This is a genomic window from Gilliamella sp. ESL0405 (genome assembly GCF_019469205.1).
In the GTDB taxonomy this organism is placed as follows: Bacteria; Pseudomonadota; Gammaproteobacteria; order Enterobacterales; family Orbaceae; genus Gilliamella.
In genome coordinates this window covers 2,723,652-2,741,107 of record NZ_CP048265.1, presented here as the reverse complement: position 1 = coordinate 2,741,107, position 17,456 = coordinate 2,723,652, and the positions used below count along the sequence as shown (strand labels likewise).

The 17,456-nt window shown below is 38.1% G+C and carries 18 protein-coding genes, 2 tRNA genes and 1 other RNA gene; 7 read left to right on the top strand and 14 right to left on the bottom strand.

Features of this window, described 5'->3' with window-relative positions; genetic code table 11:
* Positions 1-140: 140 nt before the first annotated feature.
* The 3 genes from fkpA to tusC are packed head-to-tail and all read left to right on the top strand — an operon-like array spanning position 141 to position 1,708.
* Complete coding sequence (gene fkpA / locus GYM74_RS11970) at positions 141-953, top strand: FKBP-type peptidyl-prolyl cis-trans isomerase (protein WP_220218423.1); 813 nt, start codon at positions 141-143, stop codon at positions 951-953.
* A gap of 16 nt (positions 954-969) precedes the next feature.
* Complete coding sequence (gene tusD, locus GYM74_RS11965; protein ID WP_220218422.1) at positions 970-1,338, top strand: sulfurtransferase complex subunit TusD; 369 nt, start codon at positions 970-972, stop codon at positions 1,336-1,338.
* A 16-nt stretch (positions 1,339-1,354) separates the two neighbouring features.
* Positions 1,355-1,708 (top strand): sulfurtransferase complex subunit TusC, encoded by a 354-nt coding sequence (tusC, locus tag GYM74_RS11960; protein WP_220218421.1) that lies wholly within the window; start codon positions 1,355-1,357, stop codon positions 1,706-1,708.
* 212 nt (positions 1,709-1,920) lie between these two features.
* Here tusC and nagE read toward each other — a convergent pair whose 3' ends face one another.
* Positions 1,921-3,414 carry an N-acetylglucosamine-specific PTS transporter subunit IIBC gene (nagE, locus tag GYM74_RS11955; protein ID WP_220218420.1) on the bottom strand — a complete coding sequence of 498 codons (1,494 nt, stop codon included), beginning with the start codon at positions 3,412-3,414 and terminating at the stop codon, positions 1,921-1,923.
* A gap of 248 nt (positions 3,415-3,662) precedes the next feature.
* Here nagE and nagB point away from each other — a divergent pair, with 248 nt between their 5' ends.
* From nagB to GYM74_RS11940, 3 genes are read left to right on the top strand one after another with little or no spacing between them, the layout of a single operon-like run.
* Positions 3,663-4,469 carry a glucosamine-6-phosphate deaminase gene (gene nagB, locus GYM74_RS11950; protein WP_220218419.1) on the top strand — a complete coding sequence of 269 codons (807 nt, stop codon included), beginning with the start codon at positions 3,663-3,665 and terminating at the stop codon, positions 4,467-4,469.
* An 11-nt stretch (positions 4,470-4,480) separates the two neighbouring features.
* A complete protein-coding gene (nagA, locus tag GYM74_RS11945; RefSeq protein WP_220218418.1) occupies positions 4,481-5,623 on the top strand; it encodes an N-acetylglucosamine-6-phosphate deacetylase in 1,143 nt (380 codons plus the stop codon).
* Positions 5,624-5,658: 35 nt separating this feature from the next.
* Positions 5,659-6,885: an ROK family protein gene (locus tag GYM74_RS11940; protein WP_220218417.1), complete on the top strand. Its 1,227-nt coding sequence runs from the start codon at positions 5,659-5,661 to the stop codon at positions 6,883-6,885.
* A 45-nt stretch (positions 6,886-6,930) separates the two neighbouring features.
* On the opposite strand, the gene asd is transcribed toward GYM74_RS11940, so the two are convergent.
* The 13 genes from asd to GYM74_RS11875 form a co-directional block, all read right to left on the bottom strand.
* The gene (asd, locus tag GYM74_RS11935) at positions 6,931-8,034 is read right to left on the bottom strand and encodes an aspartate-semialdehyde dehydrogenase (protein WP_220218416.1); all 1,104 of its coding nucleotides are present in this window, start codon (positions 8,032-8,034) and stop codon (positions 6,931-6,933) included.
* Positions 8,035-8,280: 246 nt separating this feature from the next.
* A complete protein-coding gene (locus GYM74_RS11930; protein ID WP_220218415.1) occupies positions 8,281-8,712 on the bottom strand; it encodes a PTS sugar transporter subunit IIA in 432 nt (143 codons plus the stop codon).
* A gap of 11 nt (positions 8,713-8,723) precedes the next feature.
* On the bottom strand, positions 8,724-9,722 hold the full coding sequence (locus tag GYM74_RS11925; RefSeq protein WP_220218414.1) for an SIS domain-containing protein: 999 nt from the start codon (positions 9,720-9,722) through the stop codon (positions 8,724-8,726).
* On the bottom strand, positions 9,719-10,804 hold the full coding sequence (locus tag GYM74_RS11920) for an SIS domain-containing protein (protein WP_220218413.1): 1,086 nt from the start codon (positions 10,802-10,804) through the stop codon (positions 9,719-9,721). The genes GYM74_RS11925 and GYM74_RS11920 overlap by 4 nt, the downstream gene beginning before the upstream one ends.
* A gap of 10 nt (positions 10,805-10,814) precedes the next feature.
* Positions 10,815-11,639, bottom strand: coding sequence for a PTS system mannose/fructose/sorbose family transporter subunit IID (locus GYM74_RS11915; RefSeq protein ID WP_220218412.1), 825 nt, complete (start codon positions 11,637-11,639; stop codon positions 10,815-10,817).
* Positions 11,620-12,456 (bottom strand): PTS sugar transporter subunit IIC, encoded by an 837-nt coding sequence (locus GYM74_RS11910; protein WP_220218411.1) that lies wholly within the window; start codon positions 12,454-12,456, stop codon positions 11,620-11,622. Before GYM74_RS11910 ends, GYM74_RS11915 begins: the two co-directional genes overlap by 20 nt.
* Before the next feature lie 14 nt (positions 12,457-12,470).
* Positions 12,471-12,938 carry a PTS sugar transporter subunit IIB gene (locus GYM74_RS11905; protein ID WP_220218410.1) on the bottom strand — a complete coding sequence of 156 codons (468 nt, stop codon included), beginning with the start codon at positions 12,936-12,938 and terminating at the stop codon, positions 12,471-12,473.
* An 11-nt stretch (positions 12,939-12,949) separates the two neighbouring features.
* Positions 12,950-13,633 (bottom strand): GntR family transcriptional regulator, encoded by a 684-nt coding sequence (locus GYM74_RS11900; protein WP_220218409.1) that lies wholly within the window; start codon positions 13,631-13,633, stop codon positions 12,950-12,952.
* Positions 13,630-14,352, bottom strand: coding sequence for a GntR family transcriptional regulator (locus tag GYM74_RS11895; protein WP_220218408.1), 723 nt, complete (start codon positions 14,350-14,352; stop codon positions 13,630-13,632). Before GYM74_RS11895 ends, GYM74_RS11900 begins: the two co-directional genes overlap by 4 nt.
* Positions 14,353-14,673: 321 nt before the next feature.
* Positions 14,674-14,798: non-coding RNA, RtT sRNA (locus tag GYM74_RS11890), on the bottom strand.
* Between the two features lie 41 nt (positions 14,799-14,839).
* A tRNA-Pro gene (locus GYM74_RS11885) sits at positions 14,840-14,916 on the bottom strand.
* A gap of 24 nt (positions 14,917-14,940) precedes the next feature.
* Positions 14,941-15,016: transfer RNA gene (locus GYM74_RS11880), tRNA-His, on the bottom strand.
* 125 nt (positions 15,017-15,141) lie between these two features.
* Positions 15,142-16,437, bottom strand: a complete 1,296-nt coding sequence (locus GYM74_RS11875; RefSeq protein WP_220218407.1) for a serine dehydratase subunit alpha family protein — start codon at positions 16,435-16,437, stop codon at positions 15,142-15,144.
* Positions 16,438-16,770: 333 nt separating this feature from the next.
* Between GYM74_RS11875 and GYM74_RS11870 the strand changes: the two genes are divergently transcribed.
* Positions 16,771-17,451: a response regulator transcription factor gene (locus GYM74_RS11870; RefSeq protein WP_366915688.1), complete on the top strand. Its 681-nt coding sequence runs from the start codon at positions 16,771-16,773 to the stop codon at positions 17,449-17,451.
* The last annotated feature ends 5 nt before the right edge of the window (positions 17,452-17,456 follow it).

Genomic DNA, 17,456 nt, shown 5'->3' with positions numbered 1-17,456 from the left:
CTTTGATTGATTAAATCGCTGGAAATAATATTGGTATCTGGTATTTAAATAAATGATTTGTAAATATTATTTTATAAAGTTTTAATTCATATATAATGTTGTGAATAATAACAAAAAACCATTTAACTCGGAGAAGTAAAATGAAATCATTGATTAAAATGACTTTAATAAGTAGTGCAATGGTATTTGCATTAGCCGGCTGTAATGAAAACGAAAATGCATCTACTGGCAAACTTACCATTTCGACTGATGCACAAAAAGAGTCTTATGCGTTAGGCTCCTCTTTTGCAACCTATATGAAAGATAATTTAGACCAAAACGAAATTCAAACAGATTTAGAATATTTAATCGGTGGTTTTGAAGAAACCTATCGTGGCGCATCACAACTTTCAGAAGATGAAATTAAAAAAACGTTAAACGCATTTCGTGAACGTGTTGAAAAAGAGAGCAAAGCACGTTTTGAAAAAGAAAAAACTGACAATACCGCCGCTGGTGAAAAATTCCGTCAAGAATTTGCTAAACAAAAAGGTGTAAATCAAACTAAGTCTGGATTACTTTACCAAATTATTAAAGAAGGCAATGGGCGTCATCCAACCGCGGATGATAGCGTAATTGTTCACTATGTAGGAACATTAACCAACGGTCAGAAATTTGATAGTTCTTATGATCATGGCGAAACAGCAACATTCCCATTAAAAGCGGTAATTAGTGGTTGGACTGAAGGCATTCAATTAATTGGCGTTGGCGGTAAAATTAAGTTAGTTGTTCCACCTGAATTAGCTTATGGCGATCAAAAACGGGGTGGTCAAGGAGACAAACCGGGTATCGGACCAGCATCGACACTTGTATTTGAAGTTGAATTACTCGGCATTGATGGCGATGATTCTCAGCAAAGCATTCAACCGTTAGGGCATGAAGAAAAAGTAAAACCTTCAGCTGAACCACAACAATAACCCGTGGTTAACGAATTTGGTTAACGCTTTAAACTATACACTTGTCATTTTGGGTCCTGCTTATGGGACCCAATCAGCTTATTGTGCTTATCAATTTGCACAAGCTCTACTGGCTCATACTCCACACCGCATTGAAAATATCTTTTTTTATGCAGATGGTTGTTACAACGCAAACCGTTGTACCGATCCAGCTAGTGATGAGTTTGATTTAGTTAACGCATGGCAACAATTAGCAAAAAAATACGCTATTCGATTAACGGTTTGTGTTGCTGCTGCACAACGGCGAGGTATTACTGAAGATAATCTTGCTGACTATTTTGAATTAACCGGGCTTGGCGAACTGGGCGAATCAATAGCCGAATCAGATCGTGTGATTCAATTTTAGGTTAAGGTCATATTCAATGAAAAACGTTGCAATCATTATTAGCTCGCCACCTCATGGTAACGCTAAAGGCAGAGAAGCACTTGATGCCGCCTTAGCCCTGTCTGCAATTAACCATATATCGGTTATATTTATCGATAGTGGTATCTTTCATTTATTGACAAATCAATCGCCTGAACAAATATTGATGCGTGATTATATTGCGACATTTAATATGCTTGAACTTTATGATATTGAAGATGTTTATGTAGACCAATCTTCACTTAAAGCAGAGCATCTAACTGATATTACGTTAAATATTCCCACTCAAATTATTGATAGGTCAACGTTAAATCAACTACTTGCTAAGCAAGATATGATTTTACGTTTCTAATTGATATTGATATTTATATTGAAAACCGGATTTGATCTGCAACCTCTCAACTGACTAAATAAATTAAAACAGTCGCAACCGATTTTACCAACGGTAAATATTTACAAAGGTACAATGAATTTTTGTGGGCTGGTTAGATAAAAAAGCCCACCCTATTTAAAGTTAAGCGAATAGAGTGGGCAAAATCAATCAAATGTTATAGTTATAATAAATTAAACTAGTTGTTTCATCTGATCGGCAATTTTCTCTGCTTGCTGACCAACAACGATTTGTACGCCGGTTTTACCTAACTTAATCACCGCCATTGCACCAAGCGCTTTTGCCGCTTGTTCGTCAACTAAATCTGAGTCATTGACGTTTAATCGTAAACGGGTAATACATGAATCAATACCGGTGAGATTTTCTTTACCGCCGACAACAACTAAGTACTGTTGCGCAAGTTTTGATACATCGCCAACTGTTTGTACTTGTTCTTGATTTTGCGTTTCTTCAGAAGAAACATCGCCATCTTCGCGACCAGGTGTTTTAAGATTGAATTTAACGATCACAAAGCGGAACACAATGTAATATACAACGAAGAAAACGATACCTTGTAATATTAGCATATACCAATGTAAAGCAAGTGGATTACGGCTTTGTAGTAACATATCAATCAAACCGGCACTGAATGCAAAACCAGAAATCCATTGCATGGTAGCGGCGATAAATAATGAGATACCGGTAAGCACAGCGTGGATGACATAAAGCACTGGTGCTACAAACATAAAGGCAAATTCAAGCGGTTCAGTAATCCCGGTAAAGAATGCCGCAAAAGACGCTGCGAGCATAATTGACGCTGTTTTATCTTTATTAGCTTTTTTAGCCGTGTGATAAATGGCTAATGCTGCACCCGGTAAACCAAACATCATAATCGGGAAGAATCCAGCTTGATAACGACCTGTTTGACCTACAATAGCGTGACCGGCGTCAATTGATTCTTGCCCACCTAAGAAGTAAGGAATATCGTTAATGCCGGCAACGTCAAACCAGAATACTGAATTGAGTGCGTGATGCAAACCAACAGGAATAAGTAAACGGTTAAAGAAACCATAAATACCAGCACCTACCGAGCCTAAATTCTTAATCCATTCACCAAATACAACTAATGAGCTATATACGACAGGCCAGATGAAATATAAGATAGCAGAAACCAATAGCATGACGATAGAGACAATGATTGGCACCAATCTTTTACCACTGAAAAATGCTAACGTTTTATGCAGTTCAACAGAACTAAAACGGTTGTATAATTCAGCTGAAATAATCCCAACTAAAATACCAATAAACTGGTTATTAATTTTTGCAAATGCTGGTGATATCTGACTTTCCCAGCCTGCTAGTTTGGTATCGACTCCTTGAAAAAGTGCCACAGTATTAGGCGATAATAAAGTCGTAATAATTAAAAAACCAACCAGACCAGAAAGCGCCGCAGCACCGTCTTTATCTTTAGACATACCATAAGCTACCCCAATTGCAAAAAGGATAGGCATATTATCAATAATAGCTCCGCCGGATTTAATTAAAAATGCAGCGATAATATTATTGGTACCCCAGCCATTTGGATCAATCCAATATCCAATGCCTAATAGTATTGCGGCGGCAGGTAATACTGCGACAGGCACCATTAATGAGCGCCCGATACGTTGCAAATAAGCTAAAATTCCCATATTTTTACCTCATATATTTATTTGGGAGTTACTTGAAAAATAATGAAATTTCACTTTTTTCAGTAATTGTAGTAAATCATTTACTATTTGACTCTATATTATTTTACTTCGCAAATTAATTATTCATTTTTTGTGATTTTTGTCACGATTTTTTTTGCTTAAATACATTAATATAGTAGAATACAGACAACATATTTTACATTAAAAAAAAAGAAGTTATTTAATTATATCAAAAGAGGTATTCCCCCATGAGACTCATTCCTTTAGAAAATGCCCAAGAAGTAGGCGCTTGGGTTGCTCAGCGTATTGTTAATAAAATTAACCAATTCAACCCGACAGCAGATCGTCCGTTTTTGTTAGGTTTGCCAACCGGAAGCTCTCCTTTGGTCATGTATCAACAATTAATTAAACAGTATCAAGCGGGTAAAGTGAGTTTCAAACACGTTGTGACTTTTAATATGGATGAATATGTGGGCTTGCCAGAAGATCATCCACAAAGTTATCATACTTTTATGCATGAAAATTTCTTTGACCATATTGATATTGATAAAAACAACATTCATATATTAAACGGAAATGCACCAGATATCGATGCCGAATGTCGTCAATATGAAGAAAAAATTAAAGCCTATGGTAAAATTAATATTTTTGTTGGTGGTGTTGGTCAAGATGGGCATATTGCATTTAATGAACCCGGCTCTTCACTTTGCTCCCGTACCCGTATCAAAACCTTAACAGATGATACTCGCATTGCGAATTCGCGTTTCTTTGATAATGACAAAGATCAAGTGCCTAAACATGCGCTAACAATTGGTGTTGCAACATTAATGGATGCGCAAGAGGTCATTTTATTAGTTTGTGGACATAATAAAAGCTTAGCTTTACAAGCGGGTGTTGAAGGATCAATTAACCACTTATGGACAGTAACTGCTCTACAAATGCATCCTGCATCAATCATAGTTTGTGATGAGCCAAGCACTGATGATCTTAAAGTCAAGACACTAAAATATTTTAAACAAATGGAAGCTGATAATCTTAAAGTGACCGTTTTATAAAGGATAACTCAATGTACGCATTAACCAATTGTCGTATTTATACTGGTTATGAGATTCTTGAAAATCACGCCGTTGTTATCGACGGCGATAAGATTGCCAAAGTCTGTAAACAAAATGAACTACCTACCGATATTACTGTTGAAAATCTACAAGGCGCAATTGTTGCACCCGGTTTTATTGATATCCAAGTAAATGGTTGTGGGGGAGTCCAATTTAATGAAACGCTTGATGCTTTAAGTGTTGAAACATTAGAAGCGATGCAAGCGACCAACCTTGTTTATGGTTGCACAAGCTATTTACCGACACTGATCACTTCAACTGATGAGTTTATGATTAAAGCGGTTAAAGTTATGCGGGAATATTTAGCCACGCATCCGAATCAAGCGTTAGGATTACACCTTGAAGGCCCTTATATCAATCCTGAAAAGAAAGGGATTCATGACCAAAATATTATTCGTAAACCTTCACAGCAAATGATAGATTTTCTTTGTGAAAATGCCGATGTTATTAAAGTCATTACTTTAGCGCCGGAACGGGTTGAAAGTCATTTTATCAAGCAACTTGTTAAAGCTGGTATTCATGTATCGGTTGGGCACTCAAATGGACATTATGATGACTGTCGTCGTGGTTTTAATGACGGTATTCGTTTAGGCACCCATTTATTTAATGCTATGCCTTATATTACCGGGCGTGAACCGGGCGTTGTTGGTGCAATTTATGATGAACCTGAAGTGTATGTTGGGATTATCGCTGATGGTCAACATGTGAGTTGGGCAAACATTCGTAATAGCCATAAAATCAAACAAGATCACTTAATATTAATTACCGATGCGATGTTGCTTGCCGGTTCAAACTTAGAATCGGGCGTATTTGCCGGTAAAACCATTTATTATAAAGACGGTCGCTGTATTGATGAAAATGGTACGCTAGGTGGCTCGGCCTTAACCATGATTGAAGCGGTAAAAAATGCGGTGCAGTATGTCGGTATCGCATTGGATGAAGCATTAAGAATGGCAACCCTTTATCCTGCTAAAGCCATTGGTGTTGATAAACAACTCGGTACCATAACTGAAAGCAAAATTGCCAACTTAGTTATTTTTAATCCGGATTTTACTGTACTTAAAACGGTTGTTAATGGAGAGATGAGCCGTTAGAATATCAGATAATTAAGAAAATATTGAGATAATATATGACATTTAATTATCTGAACTTAGTGGGTAATGCTGAGCTAATCAAACAGTTAAATTATGCAATTATTTATCGTTTGATTGTTCAGCAAGCACCACTATCACGTATTCAATTAGCCGAAGTCAGTCAGCTGGCACCCGCAAGTATTACCAAAATTACTCGTCAACTTCTTAAAAATAAACTGATCAAAGAAGTTGATGCGCAACAATCAACTGGCGGACGCCCGGCTGTTTCGATACAGGCAAAATTTAGTTACTATCAAACAATCGGTGTGCAGTTAAGCCGTTCGCATATCACCATTGAACTTTATGACTTAGGTGGCCGCTCGTTGATGTCAGAAGTGCATCCGCTGACAATTTTCACAGAGCAAGAAGTACAACAATATTTAATTAGCTTACTTAAACAGTTTATTGAAAACCACAGTAAAAAAATTAAACGACTGGTTGCTATATCAGTTGTATTACCTGGCTTGATTGACTCACAGCGAGGCATCGTTCGTTATACTCCTCATATTCAAGTTAAAGCATGGCCGCTAGCTGAAGTGTTGCGAAAAGAGTTTAATGTGACCATTTATTTAGGCAACGATATTCAAAGCTTAGCACTGGCAGAAAGCTACTTTGGTTCAACTCAAGATGTTGAAGACTCAATATTGATTCGTGTTCATCGCGGTGTGGGTTCGGGCGTTATTGTTAATCAACAACTTTTAACCAACCATAATCAAAGCGCTTGTGAAGTTGGTCATATTCAAGTTGATGCATTGGGTGAGCGTTGTCATTGTGGTAATTTCGGTTGTCTGGAAAATCGAGTTGTAAACGATGCGATCGAACGCCGTGCCATACAGATGATAGAACAAGGTTATCCAACCAAACTCACTCTTGATGCGTGTCATATTGCTAACATTTGTCAGTGTGCTAATCAAGGCGATGAGCTGGCAATAAAATTAGTCAAAGATGCCGGCGAAAATCTTGGTCGAGCTGTGGCAATTATGGTGAATATTTTTAATCCACAACGCATAGTGTTAGCCGGTGAGCTAACCAAATCACCACAAATCCTTTTAAGTGCCGTCAATAGTGCTTTAAATGCGCTAAGTTTAGAGGATTTAAGAAAGAATCTTACCATTAATTGTTCATCGCTCAATGACCGATCGGCTATTGGTGCATTTGCCTTAATTCAACAAGCGCTGTTTAATGGTTCGTTATTAATGACGCTGTTTGATGATTATAATTAAATAGATTTTGGTGACTAAAAAGCCCGATGATTCGGGCTTTGTCAATTAGGCTAAAATGCGTAACATTCTTCTTAACGGCTCAGCGGCGCCCCATAATAGCTGATCGCCAACGGTAAAGGCAGATAAGAAATCTTTGCCCATATTCAATTTACGTAAACGACCAACCGGCGTTGTTAATGTTCCGGTAACAGCAGCCGGAGTGAGTTCTTGCATCGATAACTGGCGATCATTTGGTACCACTTTTACCCAATCATTATGCCCGGCGAGTAATTGTTCAATTTCAGGCACGCTGATATCTTTCTTCAGCTTGATTGTAAAGGCTTGGCTATGGCAGCGTAATGCGCCGATACGAACGCACAAGCCGTCAACCGGAATAATTTGGCTGGTGCCTAAAATCTTGTTGGTTTCAGCTTGACCTTTCCACTCTTCTTTACTCTGACCATTGTCTAACGCTTTATCAATCCATGGGATTAAACTGCCGGCTAACGGCACACCAAAGTTATCGGTCGGTAAGCTGCCGTCACGCATTTTTTGCGTCACTTTACGTTCAATCTCTAAAATTGATGAATTAGGATCTTGTAACTCTTTCGCAACTTCAGCATGTAACATGCCCATTTGTGTTAACAGTTCACGCATATGGCGAGCACCACCGCCGGAAGCGGCTTGATAAGTTGAAACAGAAATCCAATCAACTAAATTTTCAGCAAATAAGCCACCGAGCGACATAAGCATTAAGCTGACAGTACAGTTACCACCAACAAAAGTTTTGAAGCCTTGATCCAATGCTGTATGAATGTTAGCTTTATTTACCGGATCGAGCACGATGATGGCATCATCTTCCATTCGAAGTGTTGAAGCGGCATCAATCCAATAGCCTTGCCAACCGGTTGCACGAAGTTTGGCGTAAATCTCTGAGGTGTAATCACCACCTTGACAGGTAACAATAATATCTAATGCTTTTAGCGCATCAATATTATCGGCACTTTGTAATGTCCCGGTTTTACCTCCAAATGTAGGTGCAGCTTGACCTGCTTGAGATGTAGAAAAGAAAACCGGATTGATATAATCAAAATCATGCTCTTCAACCATACGTTGCATCAGAACAGATCCCACCATTCCACGCCAACCGACAAAACCAACATTTTTCATAATTTATTTCCAAAAAGTAGATGTTATATTGAGATATATTTTTTACTATTAAAACAAAATATCTTGATAAAACAAAGTAAGATAAGAATTATTTCTACAGGATATAACAAAATAACATGGCGTTATATTAAACAGCTAAATCAATGAGTTTGTTAAGTGCTTGATAAGCAAGGAAACGGTTTTGAGTGTTTTAAAACCAGTTTGCCTTACTTATACAGACGACTTATTTTGAGCGATTGCTATGCGCTAAAAATCCTCATCTTGATCGGAATTGGTTGTCATTGATGCGATATTAATTTGCTCAATCCCTTCCACTGATGCTTTGATTACTTCCGGTAATAAATCATCTAGCTGCAATTGTTCTCTGAGCATAAAAGTCGCTAATAACATAGGGATATTCACACCCGTGATAATTTCGAGATTGGGATAACTTGCCATAAGCTGCGCTGTGGTATTAAAAGGCGTTCCGCCTTTTAAATCCACCAAACACAATATTGCCTCGCCTTGTTGGGCAAAGCTTGCTAAATGATTTTCAATCTGCTGTTGAAAATCATCTAACGATTGCCCCATTAAAAAGGGTACTGCTTCACATAAGGTTTGTTTACCACAAATCATCTCGGCACTTACGATCAAGCTTTGCGCCGTTGGTCCATGAGTACTGATTAATACTGCAACCATTGTTGCACTCCTTAATAATCCAGACAACGATAATAGCGTCGAATAGTCATTGGATGTCGATTTAAGTGTTCAACATAAGCATCAATTCGGTTATTTATCGTTCTAAACACAAACGGTGATAAATGGCCACGATATTTTTCTGATATACCCGGTAATGGATAGTCTTTGGTATCAATAATGGTGTAGTTACCACAAATTTGTGGTAAGAATTTTGCCACTCTTTCACTTAATGGACGTTGACTATCTTCACCAACATAAACGGTTACAGCCGTATCACGGTCGATCACTTCTAATGTGCCATGGAAAAATTCAGCAGACTCGATCGATTTTGAACGTAGCCAGTGTTGCTCTTCCCAGTAGCACATCGCATGAGAATAAGTCGCCCCCCATTGGTTGCCAGCGCCGACAAAATAGTGCATCGCATCGTTATGATGTTTCAATGCGACTTCTTGCCCGAATGCATCAGCTTTTTTCGCCACTTCGACGATGTTTTTAGCAAAATGTTGATCCATTTGTTGATAAAATTCATCATAGTCAGGATATTCGCCGGCCAAATACATTAAGCGATCAGCGGCCATAAAGAATTTTAATTGCTCATTCATTGGGTAAGAAATCACATGGTGCGCCATTTTACCTAATGGTGAATCGGCTTTATCTAAAAAGGCTAAGACCGTTGCACCAACCTCTTGTTGAATTTTATCAATAGCCGCAACGACTTCTTGGGTAGAGCCTGTAACAGATGAGATGATAATTAAGGTGTCTTTGGTTATACGCTTATTGCCGGTTACCAGATATTCCGCTGCATGTTGAATAAAGGTTTCAATGGCTGATTTTTCTTTCATATGAACAACTGCTTGCATCGATGAAGCGTAAGTTCCGCCAATACCTAACCAGCACACATTGCTGTAACCACGAGAATGAATTTTATCGATAAATTCATTGATTTGTGGACGAAGTGCCAATGCACCATTCATGCTCTCGAGTTCTTTTTTTTCATCGTATTTTCTCATGCTCTAACCCTCTTAATTTTAGATTTAGTAATTTCATCAAATTCCGGATATGTTGATTTTTCCAGATTGTGACCTTTTAACTGTGATACTTGATAGCTAAGTAAGTGAATAGGAATTGTCATAAACAGCGAAGTTAATCGCTCATCACAACTGACACCTAGACATAAGTCATTTTCTGTTAGGTTGTCTTGTTGATGTGCATAAATTGTTACAACATTTTTCACATACTGATTTAAGAATACTTTTAAGGATTCGGCTCTTTGTGCCAGTTTCCCTTGCGGTTCAATAAAAATGATATGATCATCGCTATGCAAACCCAGATAAGGGCCATGCATATACTCTTCGAGCTCTTTACCCAACGCTGTGTTGCGCACGGTTTCGGTAAATTTAGTTTCTCCTTCCCTTGCAACCCCGTAGGTAGCACCGTAACCGATCAATATTACCCGTTGAGCTTGATTATATTGATCTTCAAGGCGATTAACCCACGCCTGTGAACGCTCAATGACTAGTGGTAATAATTGGGTAATCGTTTTAATCTGATTCATATAGTCATCAAATTTGGTTTGATTAATGGTTTCGGTTTTTTGCCCAATAATGAGGCTAATTAAGATCAAATCTAAAATGGTGATACTATAACCGGCACTGACATAAGGCATTTCCTCAATCGGCATCCCCATAGATAAAACGTGATTGCTAACTTGATACAAAGGACTTTGCGGATTGCTGGTCAGGCTATATATCGTCTTGTTATGGTGAATAAATTGTTCAACTAAATGAATGGTTGAGTAGCTCTCTCCACCTTGTGAAATGGCAAAATAGAGTGTATTTGGATCGTTATAGTGTAGGTAATTAGCCGCCATTGAAGGATCTTCAATATAGACAGGAATCTTCAACAGTTCGCTCATTATCGGTCTTGCACCATAAGCAGCATTAGCACTGGAGCCGGTGGCAAAAATGACAATGGCATTAAGCTGTTTTATTTGACTTAAATCGATATGATCGGCAAATAACGTCTGATAATTATCTAAAACAGCTTGATAATATTTCGGCTCTAATGCGACATAATCAGCAATACTTTTCATTGTTTATCCCTCAATTTCCTAATAACCCAGTCCAGGCACCGAAAATGCCTATAGCGGCGATAAGTAGAAGGATCCAATGTGCTTTAACACCTTTTTTCACCAATACAAACATAAATAGCGTAAAAAGTAACGGTAGGATCTGTGGCACAATGCCGTCAAAAATATCTTGTAAGGATGCCGAATCATCACCGGTACCTATTTTCAATGGCATATTGAGTGTCACCATGGTGGCAACCATTGCCCCGACCACACAGAGTCCGAGTACTGAAGCGCCATAGGACAATTTATCCATTAAGCCCGTTTTTTGCACTTTTTCAATAAAGGAAGCGCCAATGTTGTAGCCAATTAATAAGCCAAAATATCGTGCTAAAATCGCCGGCACATTAAAGATAAGCAAGAATAACAATGGACCTAAAATATTACCTTCCAGCGCTAAAGAGGTGCCAATGCCGGTAGCAATAACACGTAATGTCCCCCAGAAGAAAGAGTCACCTAACCCACTTAACGGCCCCATTAACGCAATTTTGACATCATTAATCGAACTTTTATCAAACTCACTATCGGTGGCATTTTGTTCTTCCATGGCAATACAGATGCCTAGAGGGAAGGTAATTAGCCAAGGGGTAACATTATAAAATTCTAAGTGGCGTTGATAGGCATCGGTAAGGTCCACTTGATTATCACTATAAATTTTATCTAAAGCTGGGCGCATGGCATAGGCATAGCCTAAGTTCATTTGCCGTTCATAATTCCATGACCATTCAGCGGTGAAAGAGCGCCAAAAAGTTCGGGTTAATTCTTTATTGGTTATTAATTTAGAATTCTTCGTTTTCATAATCGATCTCCTGTGCACCTAAAACGTTGCCAGTGTTAGTTGTTAGCTTCTGACTGTCTTGTTCTGTTACGCCTTTTTTTCCATTAAATGAGGAGTAACCGGTCAAGATAAGTGCTAGGCAGGCACCAAAAATGGCCACGCCAGTAACAGGCACTTTCATATAAACGGCTAAAGCAAAGCCAAGAACAAAAAAGGTGGCATTGGTTTTTTTAATCATAATTTTCATTAACATAGCAAAACCGAACGCCGGTAATAAGCCGGTTGCAATACCTAAACCATCGATAATAAAGCGAGGAATCATTTCTAATAAGCCATTGACCGCTGAACTACCGAATAAGTAGGAGAATCCAACCACTAAACCAATTGGCAGATTGATTGAAAAGAAACCTCCGAGAATGTTCATTCGATCCATTCCTTTGCCGTTGCCTTCGCTGGCGTATTTATCGGCTTTGTGAACAAAGTAAGGAAGAATAAAAAGAAAACATAAATTTTTGACTAATAAAACCAGTGATGCAATTGGAATGCCCAGTGCTAAGGCGATTTCGGTACTTTTACCAGCACCAATGGCAAAAGCGGTACCTAAAACACTGCCGGAAATTATTTCCGGTGGAATGGATGCACCGATTGAAAACGATCCGACAAACGCTAATTCTAACGTTGCCCCAATAATAATGCCTTGTGTGATATCACCCATGACTAAACCGGCTAAGGTACAAGTCACTAACGGTCTGGATAACATTGATGAACCTAAAAAGTATTCACCATTTGCTAACATCGCAATTAAAGCTAACAGTACTGCGGTTAATTCGATACTCATTTTGTACCTCTCAACTATTTCTCAAATTTCTGCTTTGATTCGCTTGGAATTTGCTGAATGTAGATATCAATACCGTCTTGTTGTAATTTGGTCAGTAAATCTGCTTCAAGATCGGTTAAATTAATGGTTTTAGAGTAGTTTTTTGTGCCTTCACGTGGCTTAGTACCGCCTAAATTAAGGCTGGTTATTTTGCCTTGCGTGCCACGGATTAATTTTTCAGCATCTGCTACTGATTCAACGACAATTAGCATCTGATATTTATCCGTAACGCCTGAGTTAATCGCCTCAATACTGTCATCGATAGATTTCATCACTAATTTTGCATGCTCTGGCTTAGCCAAACGAATCGCAGATTTACGCAGTTCGTCAGTGGCGACAACGTCATTAGCAACTAATATCGTGTTTGCATCCATACTTTCGAACCATGAAACAACAACTTGACCATGTAATAAGCGATGATCAACACGTAACAATTTAATCATTGGTGTACCTCCTAAGTGAAATCGACCACATATTTGGTATTACTAGCAAACTTATACTCAAGGGCAATCGGTTCGCTATTAGTATCAAAATAGTGATTAGAAATTTTAAATAATGGGTCGTTAATCTGGATTCGAAGTTGTTTGGCGAGCTCTGAGTTGGCTACAATCAGTTGCAAATCTTGTTCTAATTTATCGACTTTTTTCTTGCCTGAATTGATGATTTCGAGCGCAGATAACACTTTGATAATTGAAATTTGAAAATCGGGAAAGTTATTTAATGGCAGCACAAAGATCGCTTTTACGATACTGTTTTTTGCCACTTCAAGGAAGCTAATGTAATAGACCAGTTCAGCCGGTTTTATTTTTAGTAATTGGCTGTAATATGCGCCTGCTTGCCTTAAGTAAGCTTCTTTGATGACTTTTTTATGATTGGGGTAGATGTAAGGTTTAATGATGCCTGTCATCTCTAAAATATTTTGAGTCGAAAGCGTTGGCGCAACAAACAGCCCCACTCCTTTTTTCCTCACCACCATATTTTGATCGACTAATCGATCTATTGCTTTACGGACAGTTGTTCGGCTTACATTATAATCTTTTTGCAATTGCCCTTCGGGTGGTAACTCAGCACCAACGCCATATCGTCCGGTATTTATCTGCTCGAGTAATTGAGCGGCAATTTTTTCAAATAGCTTCATTTATGTTTTTCCTCATAATTGAAGATATTTTTAGCCGATAAGTGATAGCGAAATCGGTTGCCAATCAAATATTGATCGGTATGTTCAAATGGTTGGAAATTATTATCGTAACTGTAACTTGATACTTTATAGATAGGTGTTCCTTCGGCAATAGCTAAATACTGTGCTTTATCTTCGGTCGCTGCTTCGTAAGTGATCTCTTCCCGACCATGGCTTGGGGTAAAATGATAATGCTCTTTAAGGTATTCATAGAGCGAAACGTTATTTAAGTCCTGTTTTTCTAAATCGGTAAATTTTTCTGAAGGGAGATAATTGATTTCATAAGAAAGCGGAGTGTTGCCCAATAAACGTTGTCGGATAATTCGAATTAATTGCTGGTTGGATCCAAAAAAGCTACGCAATTGTGCGGGCATTTTTATAATTTGGTTGGACAATACTTTTATTTCAATTTGAACATTTTCTTCTTTTTGGATCTCTTCACTAAACGAAGACATTTTTAGCATATTGATTTCAAAAACGTTGTGATTCGGAATGTGGTTATCGGCTTGAAAAATATAACTTTCCATCGCTAAATCATGCAAGGCTTTCCTGACGGTTGTTCGGCTTACCTTAAAAAATTCCGCAAGCCCTCGCTCAGTCGATTTTTCCGTAATAATTTTAGGATTTGCTCTTATTTGTTCTTCTACATCGGTTTTAGACGCAATATCACGATATTCCAAAGATCACACTCCAATTACTGGGCTTTTTTAATTCACAGATATATCTTAAATTACATAATATAGTTCAAAAAATAGATAAAAAAATACATGTTGTCAATTTTAAGTACCAAAAGTGTAAGCGAGATCACAAATTTTATGAGAAACTTAATAAAATCAATTAAATGAATATTAATTAGGGTTGGCAGCGGGGTAAAATAGCAGCAGATAGTGCGTTAAATAAATACGATAAAGCGACAGTTTATAAGCTATTGTGGAGAATAACAGAGCTAAAGCGGATAATAAAAAAGCCTACTCATTGAGCAGGCTTTTTTATATAAAAATTGGTCGGCGAGAGAGGATGACTCGCATTTCATGCTCGCCCTTCGGGCCGTTGCTAAAGCAACGTTGTCTCGCTACGCTCGGCTCGAACCTCCGTCGGTTCTCATCCTCTAGACTAAAGCGGATAATAAAAAAGCCTACTCAATGAGCAGGCTTTTTTATATTAAATTGGTCGGCGAGAGAGGATTCGAACCTCCGACCCACTGGTCCCAAACCAGTTGCGCTACCAAGCTGCGCTACTCGCCGTTAGATGTTTTTGCTTCGTATAAATGGGGTGGCTAATGGGACTCGAACCCACGACAACTGGAATCACAATCCAGGGCTCTACCAACTGAGCTATAGCCACCATAAGAAGCAGGACGAAATATTACGCATAAAAAATAACATTGTCCAGCATATTTTTTAAAAAATGTGCTGATTGATTATATTAAAAGCGCTAAAAGTTTAATCTTTTAGCAATAACCAAATTATTTAAGCTTTATGCGACATAATATCAATAATTTGGCTGTCGATAACTTTCATGCTATTGCTAACTATTGCACCTAAATTATTGATAGATGTTTCCACACTATCACAGACAATGCCTTCTTTACCGGTGACTCGGGTTTGATTTAACGCCATTAAAACGGCTTTAAAACCCGATGATACCGAAGTTGAAACTTTCATCGCACAGCTATTCGATGCGCCGTCACAAATGATGCCCGATAGATCACCAATCATATTACAAATCGTCATATCAACCGGTTCATATTGCCCTTTACCCAGTAACCAAGCCATACCTGCTGCCGACCCCATGGCTGCGGTTGACGCTGCACAAAGTGCCGATAAAGGTGGGAACTTGCTATGAATATAGATCGCAATCGTATGCGATAACATCAAGGCTCGAGCTAGCTGTTCAGGCGTTGCATTTAAATAATCAGCAACCACAACGACTGGCATTGTGGCGGTGATGCCTTGATTACCCGAACCGGAGTTGCTCATCGCCGGCAGTGTTGCCCCACCCATTCGTGCATCCGAGGCGGCAGTTGTGCGAATTATCACTTTAGAAAGTAGATCATCTGCCAGTAAGCCGGTTTTGGTTTGTTGATGTAAAGTTGTGGCAATACTTAAACCATAGGCTTTTGATAACCCTTCTTGTGATAAAGCATCATTTAATTTTGCTGAATCTAAGATAAATTTGATATCGTCAAAGTTAGCCTGACTGGCAAATTCATAAATGAGCCTCACCGACATATTTTTAAGGATGATATCGCTTTTTGACTCACATCGGCGGGTGTTATCGGCTTGAAAAATTGTTTCACCATTTTTTTCAATTAACGTCACATTAGTATGCTGATCTTCAATGCAGACTTTAACATGGTCAGAGCGGGTATAAATATTCGCTTCCGAGTAGATAGCTTTATTGCTTTTGGCAATTTGTACCGTGATTTTGTTGTCTGCTAACATATTTTTGGCTTGAGTGATTTGGTTATCTGTAATATTTTTTAATACCTCAAGTCCGGCATCAGCATCGCCAGCAATCGCACCTATTGCAGCGGCAATGGGTAATCCAATCATACCGGTACCGGGTACGGTTACGCCCATACCGTTTTTCATTAAATTGGGGGAAACAAAAGCGTCGATTTTTTCAATACTGTTTTTATCAATATGCCGAGCTGCGCAAGCGGCGGCTAAAGCAAGTGAAATCGGCTCAGTACAACCAAGTGCCGGCAAAACTTCATGTTTCACCAGTTTAATTAATTGTTGCCACATTACTTGTTGTTTCATTTTTTATCTCCATATAGTCATAAGTAATGTTAGATGGTGAAGAACATTTAACAGACAATGAACGCACTATTTTAGTCTATGTTGATCAAGAATTGAATAATGTCAATATATTATCAATAGTGGTTAATATTTAATGACTAATTTATCGATGTTATTTAGTCATAAATAGACTAAAACGTACATTAAATCTTAAACTTATTTGCATTATTTCAAGGTAAATTAAATCGTCGGCAATCGTTCAAATTATGTAATATTTTAGTAAAACCGACTGACTTTTTTTTTATTATTGCAATAATGTAAATACCTAAAATTAAATAATAATGGCGATATATGATAAATATTTTATTAATTGATGATGATATTGAATTATCACAGATGCTTAGTGAATATTTGACCAATGAAGGTTTTAATATCAAAAGTGTTTATTTGGGTAAAGATGGTATTGATGAAGCACTTTCAGGTAAATATCGTGCAGCAATTTTAGATGTTATGTTACCGGATGTTAATGGTATTGATGTCCTTAAAAGTATTCGTCAACAATGTAATATGCCAGTTATTATGTTAACGGCTAAAGGTGATAATATTGATCGCGTTTTGGGACTGGAGTTAGGCGCTGATGATTACATCCCTAAACCATGTTATCCACGTGAATTATTAGCCAGATTGCGTGCTGTGTTACGTCGTTTTGATGAACGTTCAGTCGAATTGGTTGATGACAAAAAATATCATTTTAATGGCTTAACGTTAGATTTACCTCAACGACTTTGTACCTGGAATGGTAAAGTCATTGATTTGACCTCAACCGAGTTTAATTTGTTGGTTTTATTGGTCAAACATAGTGAGCGAGTGGTTACTAAAGAAGAGCTTTCAGAAATTGGACTTGGACGAGCACGTGAGCTCTATGATCGTAGTGTCGATGTTCATATCAGTAACATTCGTCAAAAATTACATCAAGTCGCCCAAAATGATGTCACAATTGAAACGATTCGGGCTGTTGGTTATCGTATTCGTTAATTTGC

Excerpts from the sequence above, each read along its gene's own strand:
- fkpA (WP_220218423.1), top strand. The coding sequence starts at position 141 with ATGAAATCATTGATTAAAATGACTTTAATAAGTAGTGCAATGGTATTT.
- tusC (WP_220218421.1), top strand. The coding sequence starts at position 1,355 with ATGAAAAACGTTGCAATCATTATTAGCTCGCCACCTCATGGTAACGCT.
- nagE (WP_220218420.1), bottom strand. The coding sequence starts at position 3,414 with ATGGGAATTTTAGCTTATTTGCAACGTATCGGGCGCTCATTAATGGTG.
- nagB (WP_220218419.1), top strand. The coding sequence starts at position 3,663 with ATGAGACTCATTCCTTTAGAAAATGCCCAAGAAGTAGGCGCTTGGGTT.
- nagA (WP_220218418.1), top strand. The coding sequence starts at position 4,481 with ATGTACGCATTAACCAATTGTCGTATTTATACTGGTTATGAGATTCTT.
- GYM74_RS11940 (WP_220218417.1), top strand. The coding sequence starts at position 5,659 with ATGACATTTAATTATCTGAACTTAGTGGGTAATGCTGAGCTAATCAAA.
- asd (WP_220218416.1), bottom strand. The coding sequence starts at position 8,034 with ATGAAAAATGTTGGTTTTGTCGGTTGGCGTGGAATGGTGGGATCTGTT.
- GYM74_RS11930 (WP_220218415.1), bottom strand. The coding sequence starts at position 8,712 with ATGGTTGCAGTATTAATCAGTACTCATGGACCAACGGCGCAAAGCTTG.
- GYM74_RS11925 (WP_220218414.1), bottom strand. The coding sequence starts at position 9,722 with ATGAGAAAATACGATGAAAAAAAAGAACTCGAGAGCATGAATGGTGCA.
- GYM74_RS11920 (WP_220218413.1), bottom strand. The coding sequence starts at position 10,804 with ATGAAAAGTATTGCTGATTATGTCGCATTAGAGCCGAAATATTATCAA.
- GYM74_RS11915 (WP_220218412.1), bottom strand. The coding sequence starts at position 11,639 with ATGAAAACGAAGAATTCTAAATTAATAACCAATAAAGAATTAACCCGA.
- GYM74_RS11910 (WP_220218411.1), bottom strand. The coding sequence starts at position 12,456 with ATGAGTATCGAATTAACCGCAGTACTGTTAGCTTTAATTGCGATGTTA.
- GYM74_RS11905 (WP_220218410.1), bottom strand. The coding sequence starts at position 12,938 with ATGATTAAATTGTTACGTGTTGATCATCGCTTATTACATGGTCAAGTT.
- GYM74_RS11900 (WP_220218409.1), bottom strand. The coding sequence starts at position 13,633 with ATGAAGCTATTTGAAAAAATTGCCGCTCAATTACTCGAGCAGATAAAT.
- GYM74_RS11875 (WP_220218407.1), bottom strand. The coding sequence starts at position 16,437 with ATGAAACAACAAGTAATGTGGCAACAATTAATTAAACTGGTGAAACAT.